The sequence below is a fragment of the Aquimarina longa SW024 genome (assembly GCF_001401755.1).
Lineage (GTDB): Bacteria > Bacteroidota > Bacteroidia > Flavobacteriales > Flavobacteriaceae > Aquimarina > Aquimarina longa.
The window spans coordinates 30246-52701 of the sequence record NZ_AVQK01000026.1; the positions used below are offsets into that span (position 1 = coordinate 30246).

The window sequence follows — 22456 nt, forward strand, 5'->3', positions numbered from 1 at the left end:
TTTACTTAAATTAGCGCGTTTAATTAATCAATTTTAGAATAAAATAAATTTTTATGGCTGAAGGAGAAAAGCTTATACCCATCAATATAGAAGATGAGATGAAATCTGCATACATTGATTATTCAATGTCTGTTATTGTATCTCGTGCGCTTCCAGATGTTAGAGATGGTCTTAAGCCCGTGCATAGACGTGTTTTATATGGGATGTATGAATTAGGTGTTAAAGCAAATAGTGCTCACAAGAAATCTGCAAGAATTGTAGGAGAGGTACTTGGTAAGTATCACCCTCATGGTGATACTTCGGTATATGATACTATGGTTCGTATGGCTCAGGAATGGAGTCTAAGATATATGCTAGTAGACGGTCAAGGTAACTTCGGTTCTGTTGATGGGGATAGCCCTGCTGCAATGCGTTATACAGAAGCAAGAATGCGTAAGATATCAGAAGATATGCTTGCAGATATAGAAAAAGAAACAGTAGATCATACATTTAATTTTGATGATACATTACAAGAACCAACGGTTTTGCCGACAAGAGTTCCTGGATTATTGATTAATGGAGCTTCTGGTATTGCGGTTGGTATGGCTACAAATATGCCTCCTCATAACTTAAGTGAAGTTGTTGATGGTACTGTAGCATATATCGATAATAATGATATTGAAGTTGATGAGCTGATACAATATATTAAAGCTCCAGATTTTCCTACTGGAGGTACAATTTATGGTTATGATGGTGTTAGAGAGGCTTTTAAAACAGGTAGAGGAAGGGTCGTTATACGAGCTAAAGCAAGTTTTGAAGAGGTAAATGGAAGAGAGTGTATTATTGTTTCCGAGATACCATATCAGGTTAACAAGGCCGATATGATTAAAAAAACAGCTGACCTAGTTAATGATAAAAAGATCGACGGTATTGCTACTATACGTGATGAATCTGATAGAAAGGGTATGCGTATTGTATATATATTAAAAAGAGATGCAATCCCTAATATTGTTTTAAATCTTTTATATAAATATACAGCATTACAATCTTCTTTTAGCGTCAATAACATAGCACTAGTTAATGGAAGACCTCAGTTATTGAATGTAAAAGAGATGATCCATTACTTTGTAGAACATAGACACGAGGTAGTTGTTCGTCGAACCAAATATGAATTACGAAAAGCAGAAGAAAGAGCTCATATATTAGAGGGTTTAATTATAGCTTCTGATAATATTGATGAGGTAATTGCACTAATTAGAGCTTCTTCTAATGCAGATGAAGCCCGTGAGAAATTAATTAAACGATTTGAATTATCTGAAATACAGGCAAAAGCGATTGTAGAAATGCGTCTACGTCAGCTAACAGGTCTGGAACAAGATAAATTGCGAGCAGAGTATGACGAATTAATGAAGACTATCGAAGATCTTAAAGATATCTTAGATAAGAAAGAACGCAGAATGCAAATCATTAAGGATGAGCTTGCTCAAGTAAAAGAAAAGTATGGTGATGAACGTCGTTCTCAGATAGAATATGCAGGAGGAGATCTAAGCATAGAAGATATGATTCCTGATGAGAAAGTGGTGATTACCATTTCACATGCTGGATATATAAAAAGAACCTCTCTTAATGAGTATAAAAAACAAAATAGGGGAGGAGTAGGACAAAAGGGAAGTACTACACGTAATGAAGATTTTCTAGAACATCTATTTGTAGGGACCAATCATCAATATATGTTATTCTTTACCCAAAAAGGAAAATGTTTCTGGATGCGAGTATATGAAATCCCAGAGGGTAGTAAAACTTCTAAAGGTAGGGCTATCCAAAACCTGATTAATATCCATAATGATGATAAAGTAAAAGCTTTTATCTGTACTCAAGATCTTAAAGATGAAGAGTATATTAATTCTCATTATGTCATTATGGCAACTAAAAAAGGTCAGGTCAAAAAGACATCCTTAGAGCAATACTCAAGACCAAGAACAAATGGAATTAATGCTATTACTATAAAAGATGATGATGAACTCTTGGAAGCTAAACTAACTGATGGTAAAAGCCAAGTGATGTTAGCGGTAAAATCAGGTAAAGCAATACGATTTGAAGAGGAGAAAACTAGACCAATGGGGCGCGGAGCATCTGGAGTAAGAGGTATACGATTAGCTAATGATGCAGATGAAGTGATTGGAATGGTTGCAGTAAATGAAATGGATAGTAATATCTTAGTGGTTTCAGAAAACGGATATGGAAAAAGATCTAAATTAGAAGATTATAGAATAACGAATAGAGGAGGAAAAGGTGTTAAAACTATTTCTGTAACTGAAAAAACAGGGAATCTAGTTGCGATTAAAAATGTAACTGATTTAGATGATCTTATGATTATAAATAAATCTGGAATTGCTATTCGATTAGCTATAGAAGATTTACGAGTTATGGGGCGTGCAACACAAGGAGTTCGGCTTATTAATTTAAAAGGTAAAGACTCTATTGCAGCAGTGGCAAAAGTTATGCACGATGAAGATGATATAGATCAAGATGGAAGCATAGAAGAAGAGGATTCTTCTATCATAAATCCTGACGCAGCTTCTGATGGCACGAATATTGATAATAAAACGGAACAATAATTAAATCTTATTTAAAAACACAAGTAATGAAAACTAAATTTATCGTAGTACTAATGTTAGCGTTTAGTGCTATTGGGTTCTCCCAGAAACAGGCATTAAAATCAGCTTCGAAGGCTATAAAATCTGGTAATTTCGATGTCGCTAGTGAAGCGTTAAAAGCAGCAGAAGGACAGCTGAATATTGCTGATGAAAAAATGAAAGCACAGTACTATTATCTTAAAGGACAGGTTTTAGCCTCTTCCGCAGGAGAATCTTTAGAAAAAATAGAAGGTGCAGCTAATGCTTACAATAAAACAATTGAAATAGAAAAAGCAGCAAAAGGATCTAAGTATAGTGCTGATGCAAATCAAAAAATACAACTATTACGTCAATCTTTAGTTGAAAATGCAATTAAAGATCAGAATTCGAAAAATTATAAAGGAGCTTCAGAAAAACTTTATTTAGGATATAAAACTAATAAAGCTGATACTACATACCTATATTATGCAGCAGGTAATGCTGTTAATGGTAAAAACTATGATGATGCATTAAAGTATTATGAAGAATTAAAAACAATAGGATTTAGTGGAATAAAGACAGAGTTCGTAGCGACTAATAAAGAAACAGGAGAAGTAGAGCCTTTTGATTCAAAACAAACAAGAGATTTTTCTGTAAAGTCAGGAGCATACATCAAGCCTGAAACACGTAAATTAACATCTAAAAGAGGAGAAATAGCAAAAAATATTGCCTTAATATACATGACTCAAGGTAAAGATAAAGAAGCTATAGCTGCAATAGAAGATGCTAAAAAAGAAAACCCAGAGGATACAGCTTTACTACAAGGAGAAGCAGATATACACTATAAATTAGGAAACGTCGCAAAGTATAAAGAGATCATGGAAAAGATCGTAGCTAATGATCCAGAAAATCCTGATTTATTATATAATTTGGGAGTTAGTGCTTCTCGTTTAGGAGATAATGATCAAGCACTTAGTTATTATGAGAAAGCATTAAAGTTAAAACCAGATTATACTGCAGCACAGATTAATATTGCTTCTATGATACTAAGCAAAGAGACTAAAATTGTAGAAGAAATGAATGGTTTAGGAACATCTTCTAAAGATAATAAGAGATATGATGTACTTACAAAAGAAAGAGAAAATCTATATAAAAGTGCAGTGCCATATTTAGAGGGAGCTTTAAAAAATAGCCCTGATAATATAGATGCAATACGTACATTGATGAATATATTCTATCAACTTGATGATCCTAAAGCTGCTGAAATGAAGAGTAAGCTTAAAGCATTAGAAGGAGGTAATTAATAATATATTCAATATCTAAAAATTAATACATAAAAGACCATCTAAAATATATTTTAGATGGTCTTTTGCTTTACTTATAATTATCAAATACCATATTTGTATTGTTGTGATGTATAGAAAATTTATGTAATATGCATTAGTTTAATTATTTTAGAGAGGAAATATTATGACTATATATAATTATCAGAGATAATCAATAAACTAAAATATGTATGAATAGAACTATTGAGTTTCCATCCAAAGATGAATACCCAATTTATGCAGAAATGTATATGAAATGGAGTAAGCAAGATGGAAGTCTTCTTCAACAACTCGAAGATAGTTTAAGCAAAACAAAGAAATTGATTAAAACGCTATCCAATGAAGAGTTAAATTTTAGATATAGTAAAAATAAATGGTCAATAAAAGAGGTGTTAGTTCATATAATTGATGATGAGAGAATCTATGGTTATAGAGCTCTTGCTTTTGCAAGAAATGATGAAACTAACTTGCCAGGATTTGAGCAAAATGATTATAATGATAACTCGGATACAGCTGAAAGAACAATTGATAATATAATGCAAGAATTTGAAGCAGTTCGAATATCTACTATAAAATTATTTAATGGATTTTCTAATAAAGCGCTTATAAGAAAAGGAACAGCTAATGGTAATGTAGCAAGTACACGGGCTTTAGGATATCATATTTTAGGACATGAATTACATCATATTAATATAATAGAAAATATATATATGAAAAAATTTAAAGAACAGGAAAATAGTTATTAATCAAATCTATATCGGTCTAGAGATATAGTTTATAACTAATATAGAATTATATATTAATGTAAGTATATGTTATATATGATTATGTATTAGAGTAAGAATCAGAAAAAAAATATGGGATTATTTTCAAAATTGTTTAGTAAAAAGGAAAGTAAAAGACAATTAGAAGAACAGAAGTTATTCTATGCTCAACAAAATGAAAAAATGGAAAGAGCCTATGCTCAGGCTAAACAAACTTTTAATTATTTTTGGAGAGAATTATATTGGGAATACAGAAGAATTGTACCTGCGCTTGATTTATCAATAGTTAAAATTCCTTTTGAACAAAAATTTGAAACGATTAAAGAACCAGTTGTAGAGCATATGTGGATTAATCAAATTGATTTTGATGGAGAAAACATTAGTGGTATTCTAATGAACTCCCCAAATCGGTTAACTAATATTTCTAAAGGTGATAGTATTATAATACCATTAGATAAGATAAGTGATTGGATGTTTGCAATAAGAGGAAAAACTTATGGAGGATTTACTATACAAATGTTGCGGTCGGATATGGAAGAAAATGAAAGGGCAGAACATGATAAAGCTTGGGGGTTAGATTTTGGAGATTATAATGATATCCAAACTGTATTTGAGCAGAAAGTACATCCAGAAAACTTGATAGAACATCCCATGAGTAAAAATATGAAAGGAAAAGTTAGAAGTGAATATTTAAAGGGAAACTTTGATGGTATAACTTCTAAAGATGAAAACGGCTTAACGATGCTACATAATGAAACTATTGCAGGAAATAAGACTATAATTGATGTTTTACTGAAAATAGGGATTGATAAAGAAGCAAAAACTAACACCGGAAAAACTGCATTAGATTATGCTAAATCTCTAAATTGGGAGCATATCATACCTGTTTTAAAATAGAATTAACACCATCTATAAAAAGAGATAAAAGCGACTGTCTTTTGGGGCAGTCGCTTTTATATTTAATAAATGAATTATGTTACAAAGATGAATTACCGAAGTTCTGCATTTAATTTATTTTCAAAATTATATTGTAATTTATTCATGATTTTATCAATTTGCTTATCCGTAAGTGTTTTGTTATCATCTCGTAGTGTAAAACTTACGGCGTATGATTTTTTTCCTTTAGGGAGGTTTTCACCTTGATATACGTCAAATAGGTTTATATCTTTTAAAAGTTGTCTTTCAGTTTGTTTTGCAATAGTATAAATGTCTTCAAACTTAATAGAATCGTCAAGTAATAAGGCAAAATCTCTACGTACTTCAGGGAATTTAGGAATTTCTGAGTACTTAATTTTATTATGTTTTGCATATTCTAATATAGTATCCCAGTTAAAATCAGCATACAATACTTTTTGAGAAATAGAAAAATGTTTTAGAACAGATGTTTTAACAAGTCCAAAATCTACTAACTGAGCTTTACCGATGGATAAAGAAATCCCTTCTGTAAAAAAATCATTTTTAATAGGTGTAGTTTTTAACTTGTTTAGTCCCAAACGTTCTAGGATAGAGAGTACTATTCCTTTTAGATAAAAGAAATCACTAGTCTGAGGGTTTACATTCCAATTTTCTTTGGATTTATTACCAGATATTAGAATGCTAAGGTGTTTGTTTTCAATTCTTCCACTTTCGTAATTATGATATGTTTTTCCAAATTCAAATAGTTTTAAATCAGGTCGTTTTCTGTTACTGTTATATGCTATAGCTTCTAATCCTGAGAATAGCATCGATTGCCTCATAACAGCAAGTTCATTACTAAGTGGATTTAGCATTTCTACATCATTCTCGTTTTTAAGTTGTTCACTTAGTTTTATATAATCAGAAGTGGTAAGTGAATTGGCCATCATTTCATTAAACCCTAATCCAACTAATTGATTAGCTATGGTATTTTGTACATTATAATCAGAAAATTTATCAATATTAGATATTGATGCATTCAGTTTTTGAGAAAAACTAATATTATTATAGCCATATACTCGTAATACCTCTTCTATTACATCAGCTTCTCTCTGTACATCATTTCTGTATGCGGGTATGGTAAGTCCGATTCCTGTTTCGGTTACACTATTTACTTTTATATCTAGTGATGTAAGGATACGTTTTATTGTATCTTGTGGTAATTCTTCACCTATTAGTTTAGTAGCATTTTCAAAAGATAGAAATACTTGGTAATCTTCAATTTTTTTTGGATATAGGTCTGTAATTTCACTGGTAATACTTCCTCCGGCAAGTTCTTGTATTAATAGTGCAGCTCTTTTTAATGCATATTCTGTACTATTAGGGTCTATACCTCTCTCAAATCTAAAAGATGCATCTGTGTTTAGACCATGTCGTTTTGCTGTTTTGCGAATACTAACAGGATTAAAATATGCGCTTTCTAAGAAGATTGATGTGGTAGTATCTGTAACACCAGAATTTATACCTCCAAACACTCCTGCAATACAAAGAGGTTTTACAGCATCACAGATCATAAGATCTTCAGAGTGTAATTCTCTTTCTACTTCATCTAAGGTTGTAAATTTGGTTCCTGCATCAATCGTTTTTACCTCGATTTTATTTCCTTCAATATAGTGGGTATCAAATGCATGTAGGGGTTGCCCTAGTTCATGTAGTACATAATTAGTAACATCTACGACATTGTTTTTAGGAGTGATTCCTATTGCTTTTAATCGATGTTGTAACCAAGCAGGAGATTCTTTTACTTTAAGATTAGAAATCGTTACACCACAATATCTTGGTGCTAAGTCAGTATTTTTTACTTCGACATCAATTTTATTAACTCTACTTTCTACGATAAAACTACTTACAGAAGGAGTGATAAGCTCTATATTAATATCTTTTTGTAATAATCCAGCTTTGAGATCACGAGCAGTACCCCAATGACTCATCGCATCAGCACGATTAGGAGTTAACCCAATTTCGAAAACACGATCATTTTCAATATCAAATATTTCAGAAGCTTTGGTTCCTACGGCTATATCAGGGTTTAAAACCATAATTCCATCATGGCTTTTTCCTAATCCTAATTCATCTTCAGCACAGATCATTCCATGACTTTCTTCTCCTCGGATTTTTCCTTTTTTTATGGTCCATTCTTTACCCTTATCATCATACAGTTTTGTACCGATTGTTGCAACAGGAACTTTTTGTCCTGCATCAACATTAGGAGCTCCACAAACGATCTGGACAGGCTCGCCATTACCGAGATCTACTTTAGTGACTTTAAGTTTATCAGCATTTGGATGTTTTTCGCAATTAAGAACTTGTCCAATAACAACTCCTTCTAATCCGCCTTTTACACTTTGATAAGATTCTATTCCTTCTATTTCTAAACCTAAATCCGTAAGAAGTTCTCCAGTTTTTTCCGCATCCCAGTCGAGATTAGTAAATTGTTTTAGCCAGTTGTATGAAATTTTCATTTGTAATCTTTCTTAATTCAGTGGGTAAAGATACTATATTGAATAGAGGTTACAAATTGTTTACCTTGATTGATCTACAAAATCTTTGAAGATCTTTTTATTATTATTTTAATGAATCATTATTGGGTATTAGCAATAAGCGATGGATCTAAAAATAACTATTTTTGTATGTTGTTTATAATTAAGTAAATAAGAATGGAATTATATGTTTAATTATTATTCTTTTACAGGAATGATGGGTTTAATAAAGAAGATGTTTTATGAAAATAGGAAGAGAATCTATATGTAAGAAATGATTTTAATTAAAGAATTTGTATTCTATGAGTAATAAAAACGACTAATAAGATTATAAAAAGGAAAAAGTGCAGAAAGTTTTGAGTAACTTTCTGCACTTTTTTAAATAATATAGATCATGAAAAGAATACTCGTATCACTGTTAATAGCTACTATTTTATTTTCTTGCAAAAAAGAAAAAACATCTAAAGATATAGATTTTAAAAAAGGCCCATGGAGAGCTATTTTGGAGGTTCAGGATACTAAAAAATTACCTTTTCTAATAGAAGTGATGGAAGATCAAACCTTAAGAATTTTTAATGCAGAAGAAAGCATCGATACTGATGAGGTTGTGATTGAAGGAGATTCTATTAAGATTAAGTTTCCGGTTTTTGAAGGATATATTGCCGCTCGATTTATAGATTCTATGACAATTTCAGGAAGTTATATAAAAAAAAGTCTTAATAGAGTAGTCCCTTTTAAAGCTACATATGGAGCGCAAGACCGATTCGATATTGTTTCAAAACCAATATATGATGTGACAGGAAACTGGGAAACAGTATTTAGTAAAGATAAAAAGGAAGATAGTTATATTGCTAAAGGTATCTTTAAACAACAGGGTAATATCATTACAGGTACATTTAGAACAACTACAGGGGATTATCGTTATTTAGAAGGGGTTATAAATAATGATACCATACAACTCTCTACTTTTGATGGAGCACATGCATTTTTATTTACAGCACAGGTAACAGATAGTACATTAAACGGCTATTTTTATTCGGGTAATCATTGGAAAGAACCTTTTACTGCTATAAAGAACAATAATTATGAATTACCATCAGAAGATTCTTTAACGTTCTTAAAAGAAAATTATGATGCGTTTGCATTTAATTTCCCAAATACAGAAGGTAATATAGTTTCGCTTGAGGATGAACAATTTAAAGACAAGGTAGTTATTGTACAACTTATGGGAACTTGGTGTCCTAATTGTATGGATGAAACTAAATACTATGTAGATTATTATAATAAGAAAAATAGCGATGTAGAATTTGTAGCATTAGCTTTTGAATATGCAAGGACTGAAGAAAAGGCATTTAAATCTATAAAAAGATGGAAAGATAAACTAAAAGTAGCATATCCAATTCTTCTAGCTCAGTATGGAACTTCAGATAAAAAGAAAGCACAAGAGAAACTACCAATGTTAAATCATGTATTATCATATCCTACTACTATTTTTATTGATAAAAAAGGAGTAGTACGTAAAATACATACAGGTTTTAATGGACCAGCTACGGGTGAAAAATATATTAATTTTAAAAATGATTTTGAAAGCTTTGTTAATCAGTTGTTAAAAGAATAGCTGGGGTTAACAATCAATTAAGACTTTCTTTTTGAGTTTAACACTACCGTAACATTACGATTGAGAATTACCGCTTAACTTGTTTTGGTTATAAATTATATCAAATAGATATAGTTATTTAAGTGAAACTAAATTAATTCAAAAAAGTCAGTCATGAAACAAGCCAACCCTATTACAGCTTGCATTGTAGGAGTATTATTATTATTTATAACTCAGATCAATGCACAACTTAAAATACCAGAAGCTAGCCAACGTGCACAAGTAACACAACGTATAGGAATTACTAATATTACTATCGATTATGGTAGGCCTAGCGTAAATAATCGCCAGATATGGGGAAAATTAGTTCCCTATGGATACAATAACCTAGGTTTTGGAACTGCTAAAGCAGCACCTTGGAGAGCGGGAGCAAACAGTAACTCTACTATAGAATTTACTCATGATGTAAAGGTAGAAGGAAAAGATGTTAAAGCAGGAGTTTATGGACTTCATATGGCCATAAAAGAAGATGGAGGAGCGACAATTATATTATCTAATAATGCTACCTCTTGGGGGAGTTATTTTTATGATCAAAAAGAAGATGTTGTAAGAGTAGATGTCACAACTAAAGAATCTGTACATACCGAAATGTTAACATTCTCTTTTAAAGAAGTGCAACCTAACAGTGTTATAGCCGTTTTAGAATGGGAGAAAAAAGAAATTCCTTTTACGATAACTGTTGATGTAAAAACTATAGTATTGAATGGTATTAAAAACGATTTACGTAATTCTTCGGGATTTACCCAGACGAACTGGGATAGAGCGGCTAATTATGCTTTTAATGCAGGAGAGTTAGATCAAGCATTAGAATGGATAAACTCTTCTATAACAGGAAATTTCTTTAGCAAAGAAACATTTGCTAACCTATCTCTTAAATCACAGATCTTGGTAAAACAAGGAAAAATAAGTGAAGCTATGACTTTTGTAGATAAAGCAGTTGCACTAGGAAATACTTCACAAATTTTTAGGTTAGGAACAGGACTTATACAACTTGGGCAAAAAGATAAAGCATTAGCTATATCAAAAGATAATGTAAAAAATAATGATAATGCATGGCCTTCTAATTATGGAGTAGCCAAAGCATATGCTGCAATTGGAGATTATAAAAATGCAATTAAAGCGATACAAACTTCATTAAATAATGCTCCGGATAGATTTAAAGGACGCCTTAATGGAGAGCTAGAAAAGCTTAAAAAAGGAGAGGACATAAATTAGTTATCAATATATAACTGATAGAACAAAAGGTTTAGAGCTATTCTAGACCTTTTGTTATATAAACCAAAAGCAAATTGTTAATATTATAGAAGTATCATATAAAGCAGTTTATTGGGTTTTGATGGTGTTATAAATTAGTGTATTACCGTATCTTTGTACTACCAAATTTATACACATGAGTAAAGCTGTTTATATTGCTACAATAGAGCCTAATAGTGGTAAGTCTATTGTTGTTTTAGGAATGATGCGTATGCTACTGGGTAAGGTAGCCAGAGTAGGGTATTTTAGACCTATTATAGATGATCCTAAAGAAGGAGAAGTTGACAACCATATCAATACTGTAATATCTCATTTCGAGTTAGATATTAATTTTAAAAAAGCCTATGCTTATACTAGAAGTGAAGTACTTCAAAAGTATAATCAGGGTAAATCTGGAGAGATTATAGATGAAATTATTCGAAAATATAAAAACCTTGAAGAACGATTTGATTTTATACTAGTAGAAGGAACTGATTTCTCTGATGAAGGTAGTATTATTGAGTTTGATATTAATGTTATCATCGCTAAAAACCTTGGTATTCCTGCGGTTATTGTTGCTAGTGGAGTTGACAAAAAGAATGAAGAAATTGTTAGTAATTTAAAATTAGCTTTTGATACCTTTAGTAGTAAAGATGTAGAAGTTTTGGCTACTGTAGCAAATAAAGTTACCCAAGGTAATGAGGAACAATTAGAAAAGCTTTTTGAAACTGATTTCGGGAAAAATATAGACCAAATTATTATTCCTAAGGTCAATTCTTTAATAAACCCTACAATTAGAGAAATTGCAAAAGAATTAGATGGTAATGTATTGTTTGGTAAAAAATATTTAAACAATCAAGCAGGTAATTTTGGAGTAGGAGCCATGCAATTAAGAAATTATTTGACACATCTTAAGGACAATAGTCTTGTTATAACCCCTGGAGACCGCGCAGATATAATTTTAGGGGTTTTACAGGCTAATATATCAGATAATTATCCAAAAATTTCAGGGATTATACTTACTGGAGGGATTGTCCCAGAGCAACCAATCCTAAAACTATTAGAAGGAGTATCCTTATCTTTTCCGATTATATCAGTTGCTGAAGGTACTTTTTCTATAACAAATAAAATAGGGGCTATTAAACCGAAAATTTATTTAGATAACCTACAAAAGATAAATACTTCCATAAGTACTTTTGAGAAATATGTAAACGAAGATCGTTTAGCAGACCGTTTGATAACATTTAGATCCGAAGGATTAACTCCACGAATGTTTCAATATAATTTATTAAAACGTGCGTTACAACATAAAAAACATATTGTTCTCCCTGAAGGGTCTGATGAGAGGATTCTAAGAGCTACATCTAGATTATTAGCTTCTGGAGTGGTCGACATCACCCTAATAGGAAATGAGAAGAAGATTAAAAATAAAACCCTAAAACTAGATATTCCTATAGATTTTAGTAAAGTAAATGTTATTTTTCCTACAGAATCCCCCTATTATGATGATTATGTGCAAACATTTTATGAATTGAGAAAACATAAAGATGTAAATCTAGATATGGCAAAAGATATGATGGCGGATGTGTCTTATTTTGGAACCATGATGATTTATAAGGGGCATGCTGATGGAATGGTTTCTGGAGCTGTACACACTACACAACATACTATTAGACCAGCGCTACAGTTTATAAAAACTAAACCAGGTGTAAAAGTGGTCTCTTCTGTATTTTTTATGTGTTTAGATGATAGAGTATCCGTTTTTGGAGATTGTGCTATTAACCCTAATCCTAATGCCGAACAATTAGCAGAGATAGCAATATCTTCATCAGAATCTGCAGCGGCATTCGGAATTGAACCCAAAGTTGCTATGCTATCCTATTCTTCAGGAACCTCTGGAAAAGGAGAAGATGTAGAAATCGTACGAAAAGCAACAACTATTGTTAAAGAAAAATGTCCGAAGCTTAAAATAGAGGGACCTATACAATATGATGCTGCTGTAGATATAAGAGTAGGAAAGAGTAAGTTACCAGATTCTGAGGTTGCAGGACAGGCTAGCGTACTAATATTTCCTGATTTAAATACAGGAAATAATACGTATAAAGCTGTACAACGGGAAACAGGAGCATTAGCAATAGGACCGATGTTGCAAGGGTTAAATAAACCAGTTAATGATCTGAGTAGGGGGTGTACTGTAGATGATGTATATAATACCGTTATTATTACGGCAATTCAGGCTCAAGGATTATAAATAAAGTAGAGTAGTTATAATATTTTATTCAATCATAAATTGTCTAATATCTAGTTTCTAATAGTTTATATTTTAAAAAACATATGCAAGTATTAGTATTAAATTCAGGAAGTTCTTCAATAAAATTTCAGCTGTTTACCATGCCAGAAGCAAAAGTGATTTGCTCAGGAATGGTAGAACGTATAGGTTTAGATAATGCAAAAATTAAGTATCAGTCAGAACAGATTGCAATTGAGAAGGAGGAAGATATAAAAAATCATAAGGATGGTCTGCAATTGATAGCAAACTATTTAATGGATGATAAGATAGGAGTACTTCAATCAGCGTCAGATATTAGTATTGTTGGTCATAGAGTAGTGCATGGAGGTAATACTTTTGCAAAAACAGTAGAAGTTACAGAAGAAGTAAAGAGAAAAATCAAAGAACTTTCTAGTTTAGCTCCATTGCATAATCCTGCAAATTTAGAGGGGATTATAGTTGCTGAAGAAATTTTTTCCCAAGCTAATCAAGTAGCCGTATTTGATACTGCATTCCATCAAACTATACCTGTAGAAGCTCATAAATATGCTATTCCGAATACATTTTTGGAAAAACATAATATAAGAGTATACGGTTTTCATGGAACTAGCCATAAGTATGTGTCAGAAAAAGCAATTGACTTTTTGGGCATCCAACAATCAAAAATAATTACTATTCACTTAGGTAATGGATGTAGTATGACTGCTGTAAAGAATGGTAAAAGTATTGATCATACGTTAGGGTTTGCACCTATGAACGGTTTAATTATGGGTACACGATGTGGGGATATCGATCCTGCAATACTTTTTTATATGGTTAATACCTTGGGATATTCACTAGAAGAAGTAAATATGCTTCTACAAAAAGAAAGTGGAATGTTAGGGTTAACAGGATATAGTGATCTCCGCGACATAGAAGCTCAAGCAGAAAAAGGAAATACTGATTGTAAGCTAGCACTAGAAATGAATGCATACCGAATCAAAAAATACATAGGTTCTTATGCTACGATACTAAATGGATTAGATGCTATTGTTTTTACTGCAGGTATTGGAGAAAACTCAGACTTGATGCGTAGTTTAGTGTGTGAGAATTTAGATTTTTTAGGTATAGAATTGGATACAGAAAAAAATAGGATACGATCTAAAGAAACACGTACGATTAGTTTACCTTCTTCTAGAGTAAAAGTATTAGTAATCCCTACTAATGAAGAATTAGAGATAGCAAAACAATCTTTTGCAGTATTGTCTTAATCATAAATGGAGGATTTATTACTAATCCTCCATTTATTTATGTGCTATAATTATGATTAATATAGAATACAATATCCTGAGCTAAGGCAGTGTCCTGGTTCACAATATGTTTCATTTCCAAAACTGATTCTACATTTATTACGTCCACAGCAAGTTACTGGTACTCTTGCACCTTTGATATTTTGTTGTTGTTGTTTGCTAAGTGTTTTAACTCCTGTTAGGTTTAAGATTTTTTTCATTTTATATATATTTAAGTTCGTATTTAAATATACAGTAAAAAGACTTGATGTAATATTATAAAATGTTAAATATAAGATATTTATGATGCTATGACTGTTTCTTAAAAAACTAAAGTTATATACTTATATACGAGAATAAAATACATAAAAAAACCTCTTTTAGAATAATATAAAAGAGGCTTTTTTTATGTATTATAGGGATGTGTTTATGCCCACATACAACTTCCATTAGGTCTACAGTATCCATAATCACAAAACTCATGACCATTACTATAGCGAATACAGCATCTTCTTCGACCTCCACAATATACTCTAGGGCGACCTGCTCCTTTAATTTCTCGTTGAGTTTCTTTAGATAACTTTTTAACTCCTGTTAGATTTAAGATTTTTTTCATTTTTTATGTGTTGAAGTTAGTAATTCAATTTAAGAAAGGCGTTGTATTATTAGTTCTTTTAACTAAGCAAAAATGCAACGTCCCCATCGATCACAATATCCAGGTTCACAAAAACTTTGATTTCCAAAACTAATTAAGCATCCTCTACCACTAGGGCAACAGGTTGCACGTCCATAAAAAGCTGAACCATTAATTTGTTTTTGCTCATTTTTACTAAGCTCTTTGATTCCGTTTAAATTTAAGATTTTTTTCATTTGTGTTATATTTTAGTTACGTATTAAATTTACTATAAAAAGCTGTAAATCAATTGATTTTAAACCGTTAAAAAAGTAAGGTATTCTTCTTGTTTATACTTAATATTAGACAAAACCGTTAAATATATAAGATGTTATATACAATTGTATAAACTATATTTATAGAGAAACTTGTCTTTAGAAATTGTTTTTTGAAGATGATTTATACAGATATTCTGTTAGCATCTATAAGAACAATTTTTCTAACGATTTAGTAACATTTTGCTATAATGAATCTGGTAGAATACCTTTAGTTTAGAGCTCACCAAATTATCTTAAATAAATTAACTCTTAACACATGAAAAAAGCACTAGTATTACTTTTATTAATGATTTCTTATATCGGATACAGTCAGATTCCGTCATATTATAACGATGTTAATATCAATGCATCAGGATCTGTTCTAAAGAATGAATTAGCAAGTAAAGTAACCAATACACATACCACATTTTTATCCTATACTCCTGGAGTTTGGAATGCACTAAAACAAACAGATGTATCTCCTTCTAATCCATCAAAAGTAATTTTGGTATACGGATATAGTGATACTGATGGAAATTCTACTACAGATAGAACAAGAAGTATTAATGCGAATGGAGGAGGTTCTACAGATTGGAACAGGGAGCATGTATATCCAAAATCATTGGGAAGCCCCAATTTAGGGACTTCTGGCCCTGGAGCAGATGCACACCATTTACGACCTGCTGATGTAAAACGGAATTCATCAAGAGGAAATAGGAAATTTGCAAATGGCTCAGGTAATTCTGGAGCTACTTCTCAGGGATATTGGTATCCGGGAGATGAATGGAAAGGTGATGTCGCTCGTATGATGATGTATATGTATATACGTTATGGTAATCGTTGTTTACCAAAAAATGTTGGAGTAGGAGCTAGAGCAACTAGTGATAATAATATGTTACAGTTGTTTTTAGAATGGAATGCAGAAGATCCTGTTTCGCAATTAGAATTGCAGCGTAACCCAATTCTAGAAAATGTACAAGGTAATAGGAATCCATTTATAGACAATCCTGCATTTGCTACAAAAATATGGGGAGGACCACAGGCTGAGGATAGATTTGGAAATACAGGAGGTACAGATACTCAAGCTCCAACTGTTCCTGCTAATATATCAGCTTCGGGTACTACAAAAACAACTACAGTATTATCATGGAGTGCATCTACAGATAATATAAGTGTTACTGGATATAATATATATAAGAATGGAGCATTCTTAAGTACTTCGACATCTACTAATTATACGGTTACTGGATTAACAGGAAATACTGCATATTCATTTTTTGTAAAAGCAAAGGATGCTGCGGGTAATATATCTGCTAAGAGTACTACAATTACGGTAACAACTAAAGAGGGATCTACGGGAGGAAATAATGCAACAGCATTATTTTTCTCTGAATATGTAGAAGGTTCATCACATAATAAAGCATTAGAAATAGCTAATTATACAGGTCAATCAATAAACCTTTCGGGATATACCATTAAAAAACAAAGTAATGGTTCTGGGGCATGGTCTGGAGCAGTAAATCTTTCTGGTGTTTTGGCAACTAATGATGTTTTTATCGCTGCTAATAGTTCTGCATCGAGTACGATTAAAAATAAAGCAGATCTTATATCAGGATCATCTGTACTACAATTTAATGGTAATGACCCCGTGGGGTTGTTTAAAAATGGAGAGTTGATAGATATTATAGGAAACTTTAGTGGAGGGTCTTCAAACTTTGGTAAAAATGTTACTTTAAGAAGAAAATCAAATGTATCCTCACCATCTCCAACATATAAGGTGTCTGAATGGGATTCGTATGCTAAAAATACTTTTGATGATTTAGGTACGCATACATTTGCTGGAGGAAATGGTGACACAGGTACAGATACCGAATCTCCTAGTACGCCGGATAATTTAGTAGTTTCTAATATAACAAAAAATAGTGTACAACTTTCTTGGGACCCTTCTACAGATAATATAGATGTAAAAGGGTATACGATATATAAAGATAATTCGATATTAACTACTACTACAGCAACTAGCTATACCATATCAAGTCTAACATCAGGAACTACATATAGATTTAAGGTACAGGCTTATGATGCTGCAGAAAATACGTCTTTAGTAAGTAATAGCATTAGTGCAACTACAAAAAATGATACCGTAGTTTCTTATTGTTCATCAAAGGGAGAAACTGTACAATATGAATACATAGATTATGTAAGCATAGGAGGAGTTTCTAATAGAACTAAGGCAAATGGAGGGTATGGTAATTTTACTTCTAAGATAGCCAATCTTGTATATGGTTCTAATACTATTATTGTAAGCGCGGGATTTGCAAGTACTCCTTATAATGAGCATTGGGCAGTTTGGATTGATTTTAATAAAAATGGAGTTTTTGAAACATCAGAACAGGTGGTGAAAAAATCGTCATCAAGTGATGGTGAATTATCTTATCGTTTTACGGTACCTTCTACAACGGTATCTGGTACTACAAGAATGCGGGTTTCTATGAAATGGAAAGATGCACAGACAGCTTGCGAAACTTTTGGTTATGGCGAAGTTGAGGATTATACTGTAAACATAGGAACTTCATTAAAAGCAAAGGGTACATCATTTATAAAAACTCATAAAGAGCTAGAAAAGAGAAGTCCGTTTTTTGCTAAAGTATATCCTAATCCTGCAAAATCCTATATTACTATACAATCAAAAGATGCTCATAATCTCAGTTTTGTGATGACTAACTTACATGGTAGCGTTGTAAAATCTGGTATGATTTCTACTAATAAAATTATGTTAGAAGATTTGGTGCCAGGAATGTATTTTGTAAAAATATCGGATGGTAATCATAGTATTTCAGAAAAAATAATATTAAAATAGTTTTTTATTTACAAGTGTTGAATTAAGAAAAAGCTCCATAGTTTATATGTATGGGGCTTTTTTAATATTAATATGTTTCGTTTCTGAAACAGGGATATATATTAGAATGATAGTTATTGATACCTCATTAGATTTCGTACTTTTTTTTACTATTGGCTGCCTTCTATAAAGAAACGGAAGTATAAATTTTGATACTTAATTGCATCGCAAATTCTGGGTTTGTATATATATCATGTTTTTTTTGAGGGATGATAGTGGTAGGGATATTCATGCTATTAAACCATTTACTAGTAGGTTTATAGCTGTCATTCTCACCAAAATATAGTTCAACTTTGTTTTTTGGTTTATTAGTTTCATACCGTAATCGCGTAGAAGAAATGGCATACAGTATATTTATATCTAGTCCTTTTAATGCTGATTTCCATGCAATAAGTCCACCGATACTAAAAGCAAGTATGCTTACGCTTTCTTTTTCGAGTAGAAGTAGGTTCTGTACAGCTATCTCAATACCTCCATTTATAAATTGTTGATGAAGATTCTCTTCGGTATATATCGATGTATCTAATGCTCCTAGTGTACAACAATCATAGTATTGTATTCTAAAAGTGTTCTGAAGCTGTTTTATATAATATGCTACCCAATCAGATTTTTCTTCTCCCCATAGGTCTGATAAAATTAGTAGTTTAGGTTTCAATAGATTTGTTTTTATAATGGCATATCATCTCTAAAATAGATGATATTATAATTCTTTAGTTTTTCCAAGAAATACACTAACTCTGGGATGGATAGGATTGCCAGAAGATCTTCTAAAAGAAACAATCTGCCCAGTATGATATAGCGCATCGGATATGGGGCCATTCATCATGTTCCAGAACGGAAACTCTAGAGTATCCTCTCCTTTTTGGATACGAACAGTAAAAACAGCAATATCATTTGCAGTTTTGCCAGCGCATAATTCACTTGCTTTTTTTAGATTATGCAATGTGTTTTCTCTAAGGTTTTTAAATGTTATTTTGGATAAATCATCTTTTGTTAATCGTATAGATGTGATATGCTGAGGTGCATCTAGAATCATTATCGAAAGCCAATAGAGATGTTCAATAGTTTCATAGGTACTTTTTCCTTCTGCAGATGGTTTATATTTCAAATCTTTATCAGTAAGTTCCTCAGTCGCCCAATAATAACGATAGCCAAGACCATCGATAAATCTAGAAATGATGTTTCCTGAGGAATAATTTTCTGGATAATCGGGTATTTGTTGGTATGACATTTTAATATAAAATAGGTTATGATTGACAAGAAATGAATTATATGTCTTATATCCAAGAATATATATAATAGCACGTAGAAAGAATACTACAGAAATCTATTTTTTTGATGTAAAAATATTTTATTTCCCCAGAAGATTTTAGGAGTTTCCCAGTAGTAGTATACCCCTTCCTAGCTACTGTGAGTAGATGATGTATGGGAGTGTTCAATAAATTTGCCTTTGTAATAAAAAAATCAATACTAAATTGATAAGTTTAGGAGGGCGCAATTTTTGTAACCAGTTCATTTTATAACAGGTTATAAAATTTGTATTTATTATAAAAAAATATAGTAACATTAATTATACAACTTAGAGATAAAATATAGGATGTATATAGGAAAAACTGTTATTAAAATCCCATATATGATATTAAATAAACGATCCCATATAGTTCCGTTATAATCAAAAAATGTATCGATAGGTAATCTGCCAAATTTCTTTAAAAATAGATAGGATAAAATTTTGTACAATAAGGCTGCATATAAGGGAATAATCAAACTCAAATAAAAATATTTTTTTTCCTCGACGCTATATATGTAGATATATATACCAATCAAAGCGATTACTCCTCCTCCTATTATAGTCCATACACTATTATTTCTATCAACGTATTTTCTTAAGAAAGTGAACACGATAAGAGGTATTGCTATGGATCCGACAAAGGTTAAAACAGCTACATTCATAGATACTATTTTTTCAGAGATCTATGATATACCAAAAATGGTATAGTATGTTTCTTTATTACTATGCGTATATTTTTCATAGTCTATTATAAAATTCTTGCTGCCCATCTATGTTTATATTATAATGCACCTGTGGTTTTACATACGTATTGTCTATAGCTTGCATCTGATAGAGTCGTTCTCTCATCATACTACGTTTATGTCGTATAGGAGGTATATAATCAATCATAAACTCATCGGTATATCTGCTCGACGCTCCGCCACCAAGAGTACCAAAGTTATTGCTGCCGTAGGGTATACCACTACTATTTACTCCGCTAGGCTGTCCCCAATCTCCAAAAGTACCTGTGGAGGAGAGTATAAAATAACTACCTGATATAACCCAACCTACGGGACCACCCCAAGCGCCAACTAATGCCATGGAGATATCGATACTTGCTTTGGTGATAACTTCGTCTTGATTAGAGTCTTGATTATAAATGGCTGAACCAGCTTCATAACTACTAATTGCAACACTTACAATTGCACATATTTTTCCTGCAGCTTTAAAATGTTTTATACCATTTGATGCAGTTTTAGCTCCTACACGATGCCCTCCTGCGCCTATGGTATTACGTTGACTACTAAGGCTACGGTAGATTCCTTCTTTATTACGATACCACCCGTATGCTTTATGCAGGTTTGCGCCTTTGTTCCAAGGAGTAAGATTACCCATACGAGTCATTGCTAATGCTCCAGCAGCTTTACCACTTATAGCAGTGCCCATTTTTACAGCGTTATACATGTGATCTTCCCAGTTGACCTCATGATTCATTATACCAGGTGAGAGATCAGGATTATCACCCATAGGTCCATTATAGCTGATCTCGCCTCCTCGTTTATACACATTATCGTCTGCAAAGAAGATATGGGTATTGGTACTACGATCTTCTGCGCGTACAACTACTGCGAGTTGTCCATTGGTTGCTTTACTACGTTCACTGGTTACTTTTATTTTAGCATCTTTTGATACTTGTGTCCATCGATAGCCATCCCATACCTGATATCCGTTATTCCTTTTTTTTACATAATCATTCGTATCGACCTCTACTGTATAGGGTCTTAGACTTTGTAATTGATGCATATGCCATCGATCAGCACCAATATCATCAGTAGCAAGGTCTATTTTATAGAGTGCTTGAGAAAGTGCAGTACGAGTATGATCGAGTTCTCTATGGAGTCTTGTACCGATACTAAAAGCGGTTGGGGGGTTACTCGCAAATGATGGTTTTGTGGCTCTTTCTATAGCAGGTCGTAGTATTGTATTGAGCTGTCGTAATGTTTGGTTACTAATCCTCATCTTTTATCGAATTAGTTGTTATTAACCGTAGGCCAGTTATTGGTATGAGTATGTCCTGTTACCGTCATTTTTCGCGCATTGATCTTAAGTTCTGATAGCACTCCACCACCTACAAGATTACTTTGATATACATACATATCAGAGCAGTATGCTTCTGAAAATTCTAAATTAAATTTTATACCCATACCATCTGATTTATAAAAAATAATCTTGCCACTACGAGTAGTATGATCATTACCTGCCCAGTTAATGAGTTCTTCTTCTCCATCAAAATCTACTACGACAAGAATGCTACCTGCTCGTACTCTAGCACTAGGTTTACCGCTATGATCTACAGATTGATGGTAATCAAAGGAACATTCTAAGAGTCTGTATTGTTTTTTGTCGATGATGAGTTCTGTTTTTGTTGCCATTGCCAATTTTTTATTGTTATTATTTTTTATGTGTAATATATGTTGGTTTTTTTTTTACTTTTTATATCATAACCTCTTACGGATATATTTTTCTGAGTAAATACTACCGTATATACAACTCAGAGAACATCAGAATAATGATAAAAACTCTATAGCAATTAATGACAAGTTTTACTTAAGGGAGGGGGTAATTACTGTTGAGTTAGTGTAAATATACGCTAAAATACTCAATAACAGTATGTTTATACACCACAATATATTAAAGGTGAAACTGTATGTTTCTTATTTTTTTTAATATTAAGCAATTGATTTTTAATTGCTTATAATTGTGTTTTATGAGTGATTTAGTAGAGGGATCAAGTGTATAAATTATGGTTT

The 22456-nt window shown here is 32.0% G+C and carries 18 protein-coding genes; 9 read left to right on the forward strand and 9 right to left on the reverse strand.

Going from position 1 to position 22456, the window contains the following annotated elements:
- Positions 1-53 precede the first annotated feature (53 nt).
- The 4 genes from gyrA (at position 54) to N456_RS06650 (ending at position 5580) form a co-directional block, all read left to right on the forward strand.
- The gene (gyrA, locus tag N456_RS06635; RefSeq protein ID WP_062055184.1) at positions 54-2597 is read left to right on the forward strand and encodes a DNA gyrase subunit A; all 2544 of its coding nucleotides are present in this window, start codon (positions 54-56) and stop codon (positions 2595-2597) included.
- 26 nt (positions 2598-2623) lie between these two features.
- On the forward strand, positions 2624-3898 hold the full coding sequence (locus N456_RS06640; protein ID WP_062055186.1) for a tetratricopeptide repeat protein: 1275 nt from the start codon (positions 2624-2626) through the stop codon (positions 3896-3898).
- A gap of 212 nt (positions 3899-4110) precedes the next feature.
- Positions 4111-4665 (forward strand): DinB family protein, encoded by a 555-nt coding sequence (locus tag N456_RS06645; protein WP_062055188.1) that lies wholly within the window; start codon positions 4111-4113, stop codon positions 4663-4665.
- 111 nt (positions 4666-4776) lie between these two features.
- A complete protein-coding gene (locus N456_RS06650) occupies positions 4777-5580 on the forward strand; it encodes a DUF2314 domain-containing protein (RefSeq protein ID WP_062055190.1) in 804 nt (267 codons plus the stop codon).
- Between the two features lie 92 nt (positions 5581-5672).
- Here N456_RS06650 and pheT read toward each other — a convergent pair whose 3' ends face one another.
- Positions 5673-8099, reverse strand: coding sequence for a phenylalanine--tRNA ligase subunit beta (pheT, locus tag N456_RS06655; RefSeq protein WP_062055193.1), 2427 nt, complete (start codon positions 8097-8099; stop codon positions 5673-5675).
- A 412-nt stretch (positions 8100-8511) separates the two neighbouring features.
- Here pheT and N456_RS06660 point away from each other — a divergent pair, with 412 nt between their 5' ends.
- From N456_RS06660 to N456_RS06675, 4 genes are all read left to right on the forward strand, one after another.
- Positions 8512-9735: a peroxiredoxin family protein gene (locus N456_RS06660; protein WP_062055195.1), complete on the forward strand. Its 1224-nt coding sequence runs from the start codon at positions 8512-8514 to the stop codon at positions 9733-9735.
- Positions 9736-9888: 153 nt separating this feature from the next.
- Positions 9889-10989, forward strand: a complete 1101-nt coding sequence (locus N456_RS06665; protein ID WP_082422456.1) for a DUF2911 domain-containing protein — start codon at positions 9889-9891, stop codon at positions 10987-10989.
- A gap of 175 nt (positions 10990-11164) precedes the next feature.
- Positions 11165-13258, forward strand: coding sequence for a phosphate acetyltransferase (gene pta, locus N456_RS06670; protein WP_062055199.1), 2094 nt, complete (start codon positions 11165-11167; stop codon positions 13256-13258).
- 83 nt (positions 13259-13341) lie between these two features.
- Positions 13342-14526 carry an acetate/propionate family kinase gene (locus N456_RS06675; protein WP_062055201.1) on the forward strand — a complete coding sequence of 395 codons (1185 nt, stop codon included), beginning with the start codon at positions 13342-13344 and terminating at the stop codon, positions 14524-14526.
- A 56-nt stretch (positions 14527-14582) separates the two neighbouring features.
- On the opposite strand, the gene N456_RS06680 is transcribed toward N456_RS06675, so the two are convergent.
- The 3 genes from N456_RS06680 to N456_RS06690 all read right to left on the reverse strand — a co-directional run bounded on the left by N456_RS06680 (position 14583) and on the right by N456_RS06690 (position 15414).
- Positions 14583-14765: a hypothetical protein gene (locus N456_RS06680; RefSeq protein WP_062055203.1), complete on the reverse strand. Its 183-nt coding sequence runs from the start codon at positions 14763-14765 to the stop codon at positions 14583-14585.
- 206 nt (positions 14766-14971) lie between these two features.
- A complete protein-coding gene (locus N456_RS06685; protein ID WP_062055205.1) occupies positions 14972-15160 on the reverse strand; it encodes a hypothetical protein in 189 nt (62 codons plus the stop codon).
- A 62-nt stretch (positions 15161-15222) separates the two neighbouring features.
- On the reverse strand, positions 15223-15414 hold the full coding sequence (locus N456_RS06690; RefSeq protein WP_062055206.1) for a hypothetical protein: 192 nt from the start codon (positions 15412-15414) through the stop codon (positions 15223-15225).
- Positions 15415-15751: 337 nt separating this feature from the next.
- Between N456_RS06690 and N456_RS06695 the strand changes: the two genes are divergently transcribed.
- Positions 15752-18334, forward strand: a complete 2583-nt coding sequence (locus N456_RS06695; RefSeq protein WP_082422457.1) for an endonuclease — start codon at positions 15752-15754, stop codon at positions 18332-18334.
- A 163-nt stretch (positions 18335-18497) separates the two neighbouring features.
- Here the strand turns inward: N456_RS06695 and N456_RS06700 are convergent, their stop codons facing one another.
- From N456_RS06700 to tssD, 5 genes are all read right to left on the reverse strand, one after another.
- The gene (locus N456_RS06700) at positions 18498-19028 is read right to left on the reverse strand and encodes a hypothetical protein (protein ID WP_062055210.1); all 531 of its coding nucleotides are present in this window, start codon (positions 19026-19028) and stop codon (positions 18498-18500) included.
- A 45-nt stretch (positions 19029-19073) separates the two neighbouring features.
- Positions 19074-19604 (reverse strand): hypothetical protein, encoded by a 531-nt coding sequence (locus tag N456_RS06705; RefSeq protein WP_062055212.1) that lies wholly within the window; start codon positions 19602-19604, stop codon positions 19074-19076.
- 335 nt (positions 19605-19939) lie between these two features.
- The gene (locus tag N456_RS06710; RefSeq protein WP_062055214.1) at positions 19940-20326 is read right to left on the reverse strand and encodes a hypothetical protein; all 387 of its coding nucleotides are present in this window, start codon (positions 20324-20326) and stop codon (positions 19940-19942) included.
- A gap of 76 nt (positions 20327-20402) precedes the next feature.
- Positions 20403-21665: a hypothetical protein gene (locus N456_RS06715; RefSeq protein ID WP_062055216.1), complete on the reverse strand. Its 1263-nt coding sequence runs from the start codon at positions 21663-21665 to the stop codon at positions 20403-20405.
- Positions 21666-21676: 11 nt separating this feature from the next.
- Positions 21677-22078, reverse strand: coding sequence for a type VI secretion system tube protein TssD (gene tssD / locus N456_RS06720; RefSeq protein WP_062055218.1), 402 nt, complete (start codon positions 22076-22078; stop codon positions 21677-21679).
- Positions 22079-22456: the final 378 nt, after the last annotated feature.

Coding starts and splice junctions, on each gene's coding strand:
- gyrA (WP_062055184.1), top strand. CDS start 54: ATGGCTGAAGGAGAAAAGCTTATACCCATCAATATAGAAGATGAGATG.
- N456_RS06640 (WP_062055186.1), top strand. CDS start 2,624: ATGAAAACTAAATTTATCGTAGTACTAATGTTAGCGTTTAGTGCTATT.
- N456_RS06645 (WP_062055188.1), top strand. CDS start 4,111: ATGAATAGAACTATTGAGTTTCCATCCAAAGATGAATACCCAATTTAT.
- N456_RS06650 (WP_062055190.1), top strand. CDS start 4,777: ATGGGATTATTTTCAAAATTGTTTAGTAAAAAGGAAAGTAAAAGACAA.
- pheT (WP_062055193.1), bottom strand. CDS start 8,099: ATGAAAATTTCATACAACTGGCTAAAACAATTTACTAATCTCGACTGG.
- N456_RS06660 (WP_062055195.1), top strand. CDS start 8,512: ATGAAAAGAATACTCGTATCACTGTTAATAGCTACTATTTTATTTTCT.
- N456_RS06665 (WP_082422456.1), top strand. CDS start 9,889: ATGAAACAAGCCAACCCTATTACAGCTTGCATTGTAGGAGTATTATTA.
- pta (WP_062055199.1), top strand. CDS start 11,165: ATGAGTAAAGCTGTTTATATTGCTACAATAGAGCCTAATAGTGGTAAG.
- N456_RS06675 (WP_062055201.1), top strand. CDS start 13,342: ATGCAAGTATTAGTATTAAATTCAGGAAGTTCTTCAATAAAATTTCAG.
- N456_RS06680 (WP_062055203.1), bottom strand. CDS start 14,765: ATGAAAAAAATCTTAAACCTAACAGGAGTTAAAACACTTAGCAAACAA.
- N456_RS06685 (WP_062055205.1), bottom strand. CDS start 15,160: ATGAAAAAAATCTTAAATCTAACAGGAGTTAAAAAGTTATCTAAAGAA.
- N456_RS06690 (WP_062055206.1), bottom strand. CDS start 15,414: ATGAAAAAAATCTTAAATTTAAACGGAATCAAAGAGCTTAGTAAAAAT.
- N456_RS06695 (WP_082422457.1), top strand. CDS start 15,752: ATGAAAAAAGCACTAGTATTACTTTTATTAATGATTTCTTATATCGGA.
- N456_RS06705 (WP_062055212.1), bottom strand. CDS start 19,604: ATGTCATACCAACAAATACCCGATTATCCAGAAAATTATTCCTCAGGA.
- N456_RS06710 (WP_062055214.1), bottom strand. CDS start 20,326: ATGAATGTAGCTGTTTTAACCTTTGTCGGATCCATAGCAATACCTCTT.
- N456_RS06715 (WP_062055216.1), bottom strand. CDS start 21,665: ATGAGGATTAGTAACCAAACATTACGACAGCTCAATACAATACTACGA.
- tssD (WP_062055218.1), bottom strand. CDS start 22,078: ATGGCAACAAAAACAGAACTCATCATCGACAAAAAACAATACAGACTC.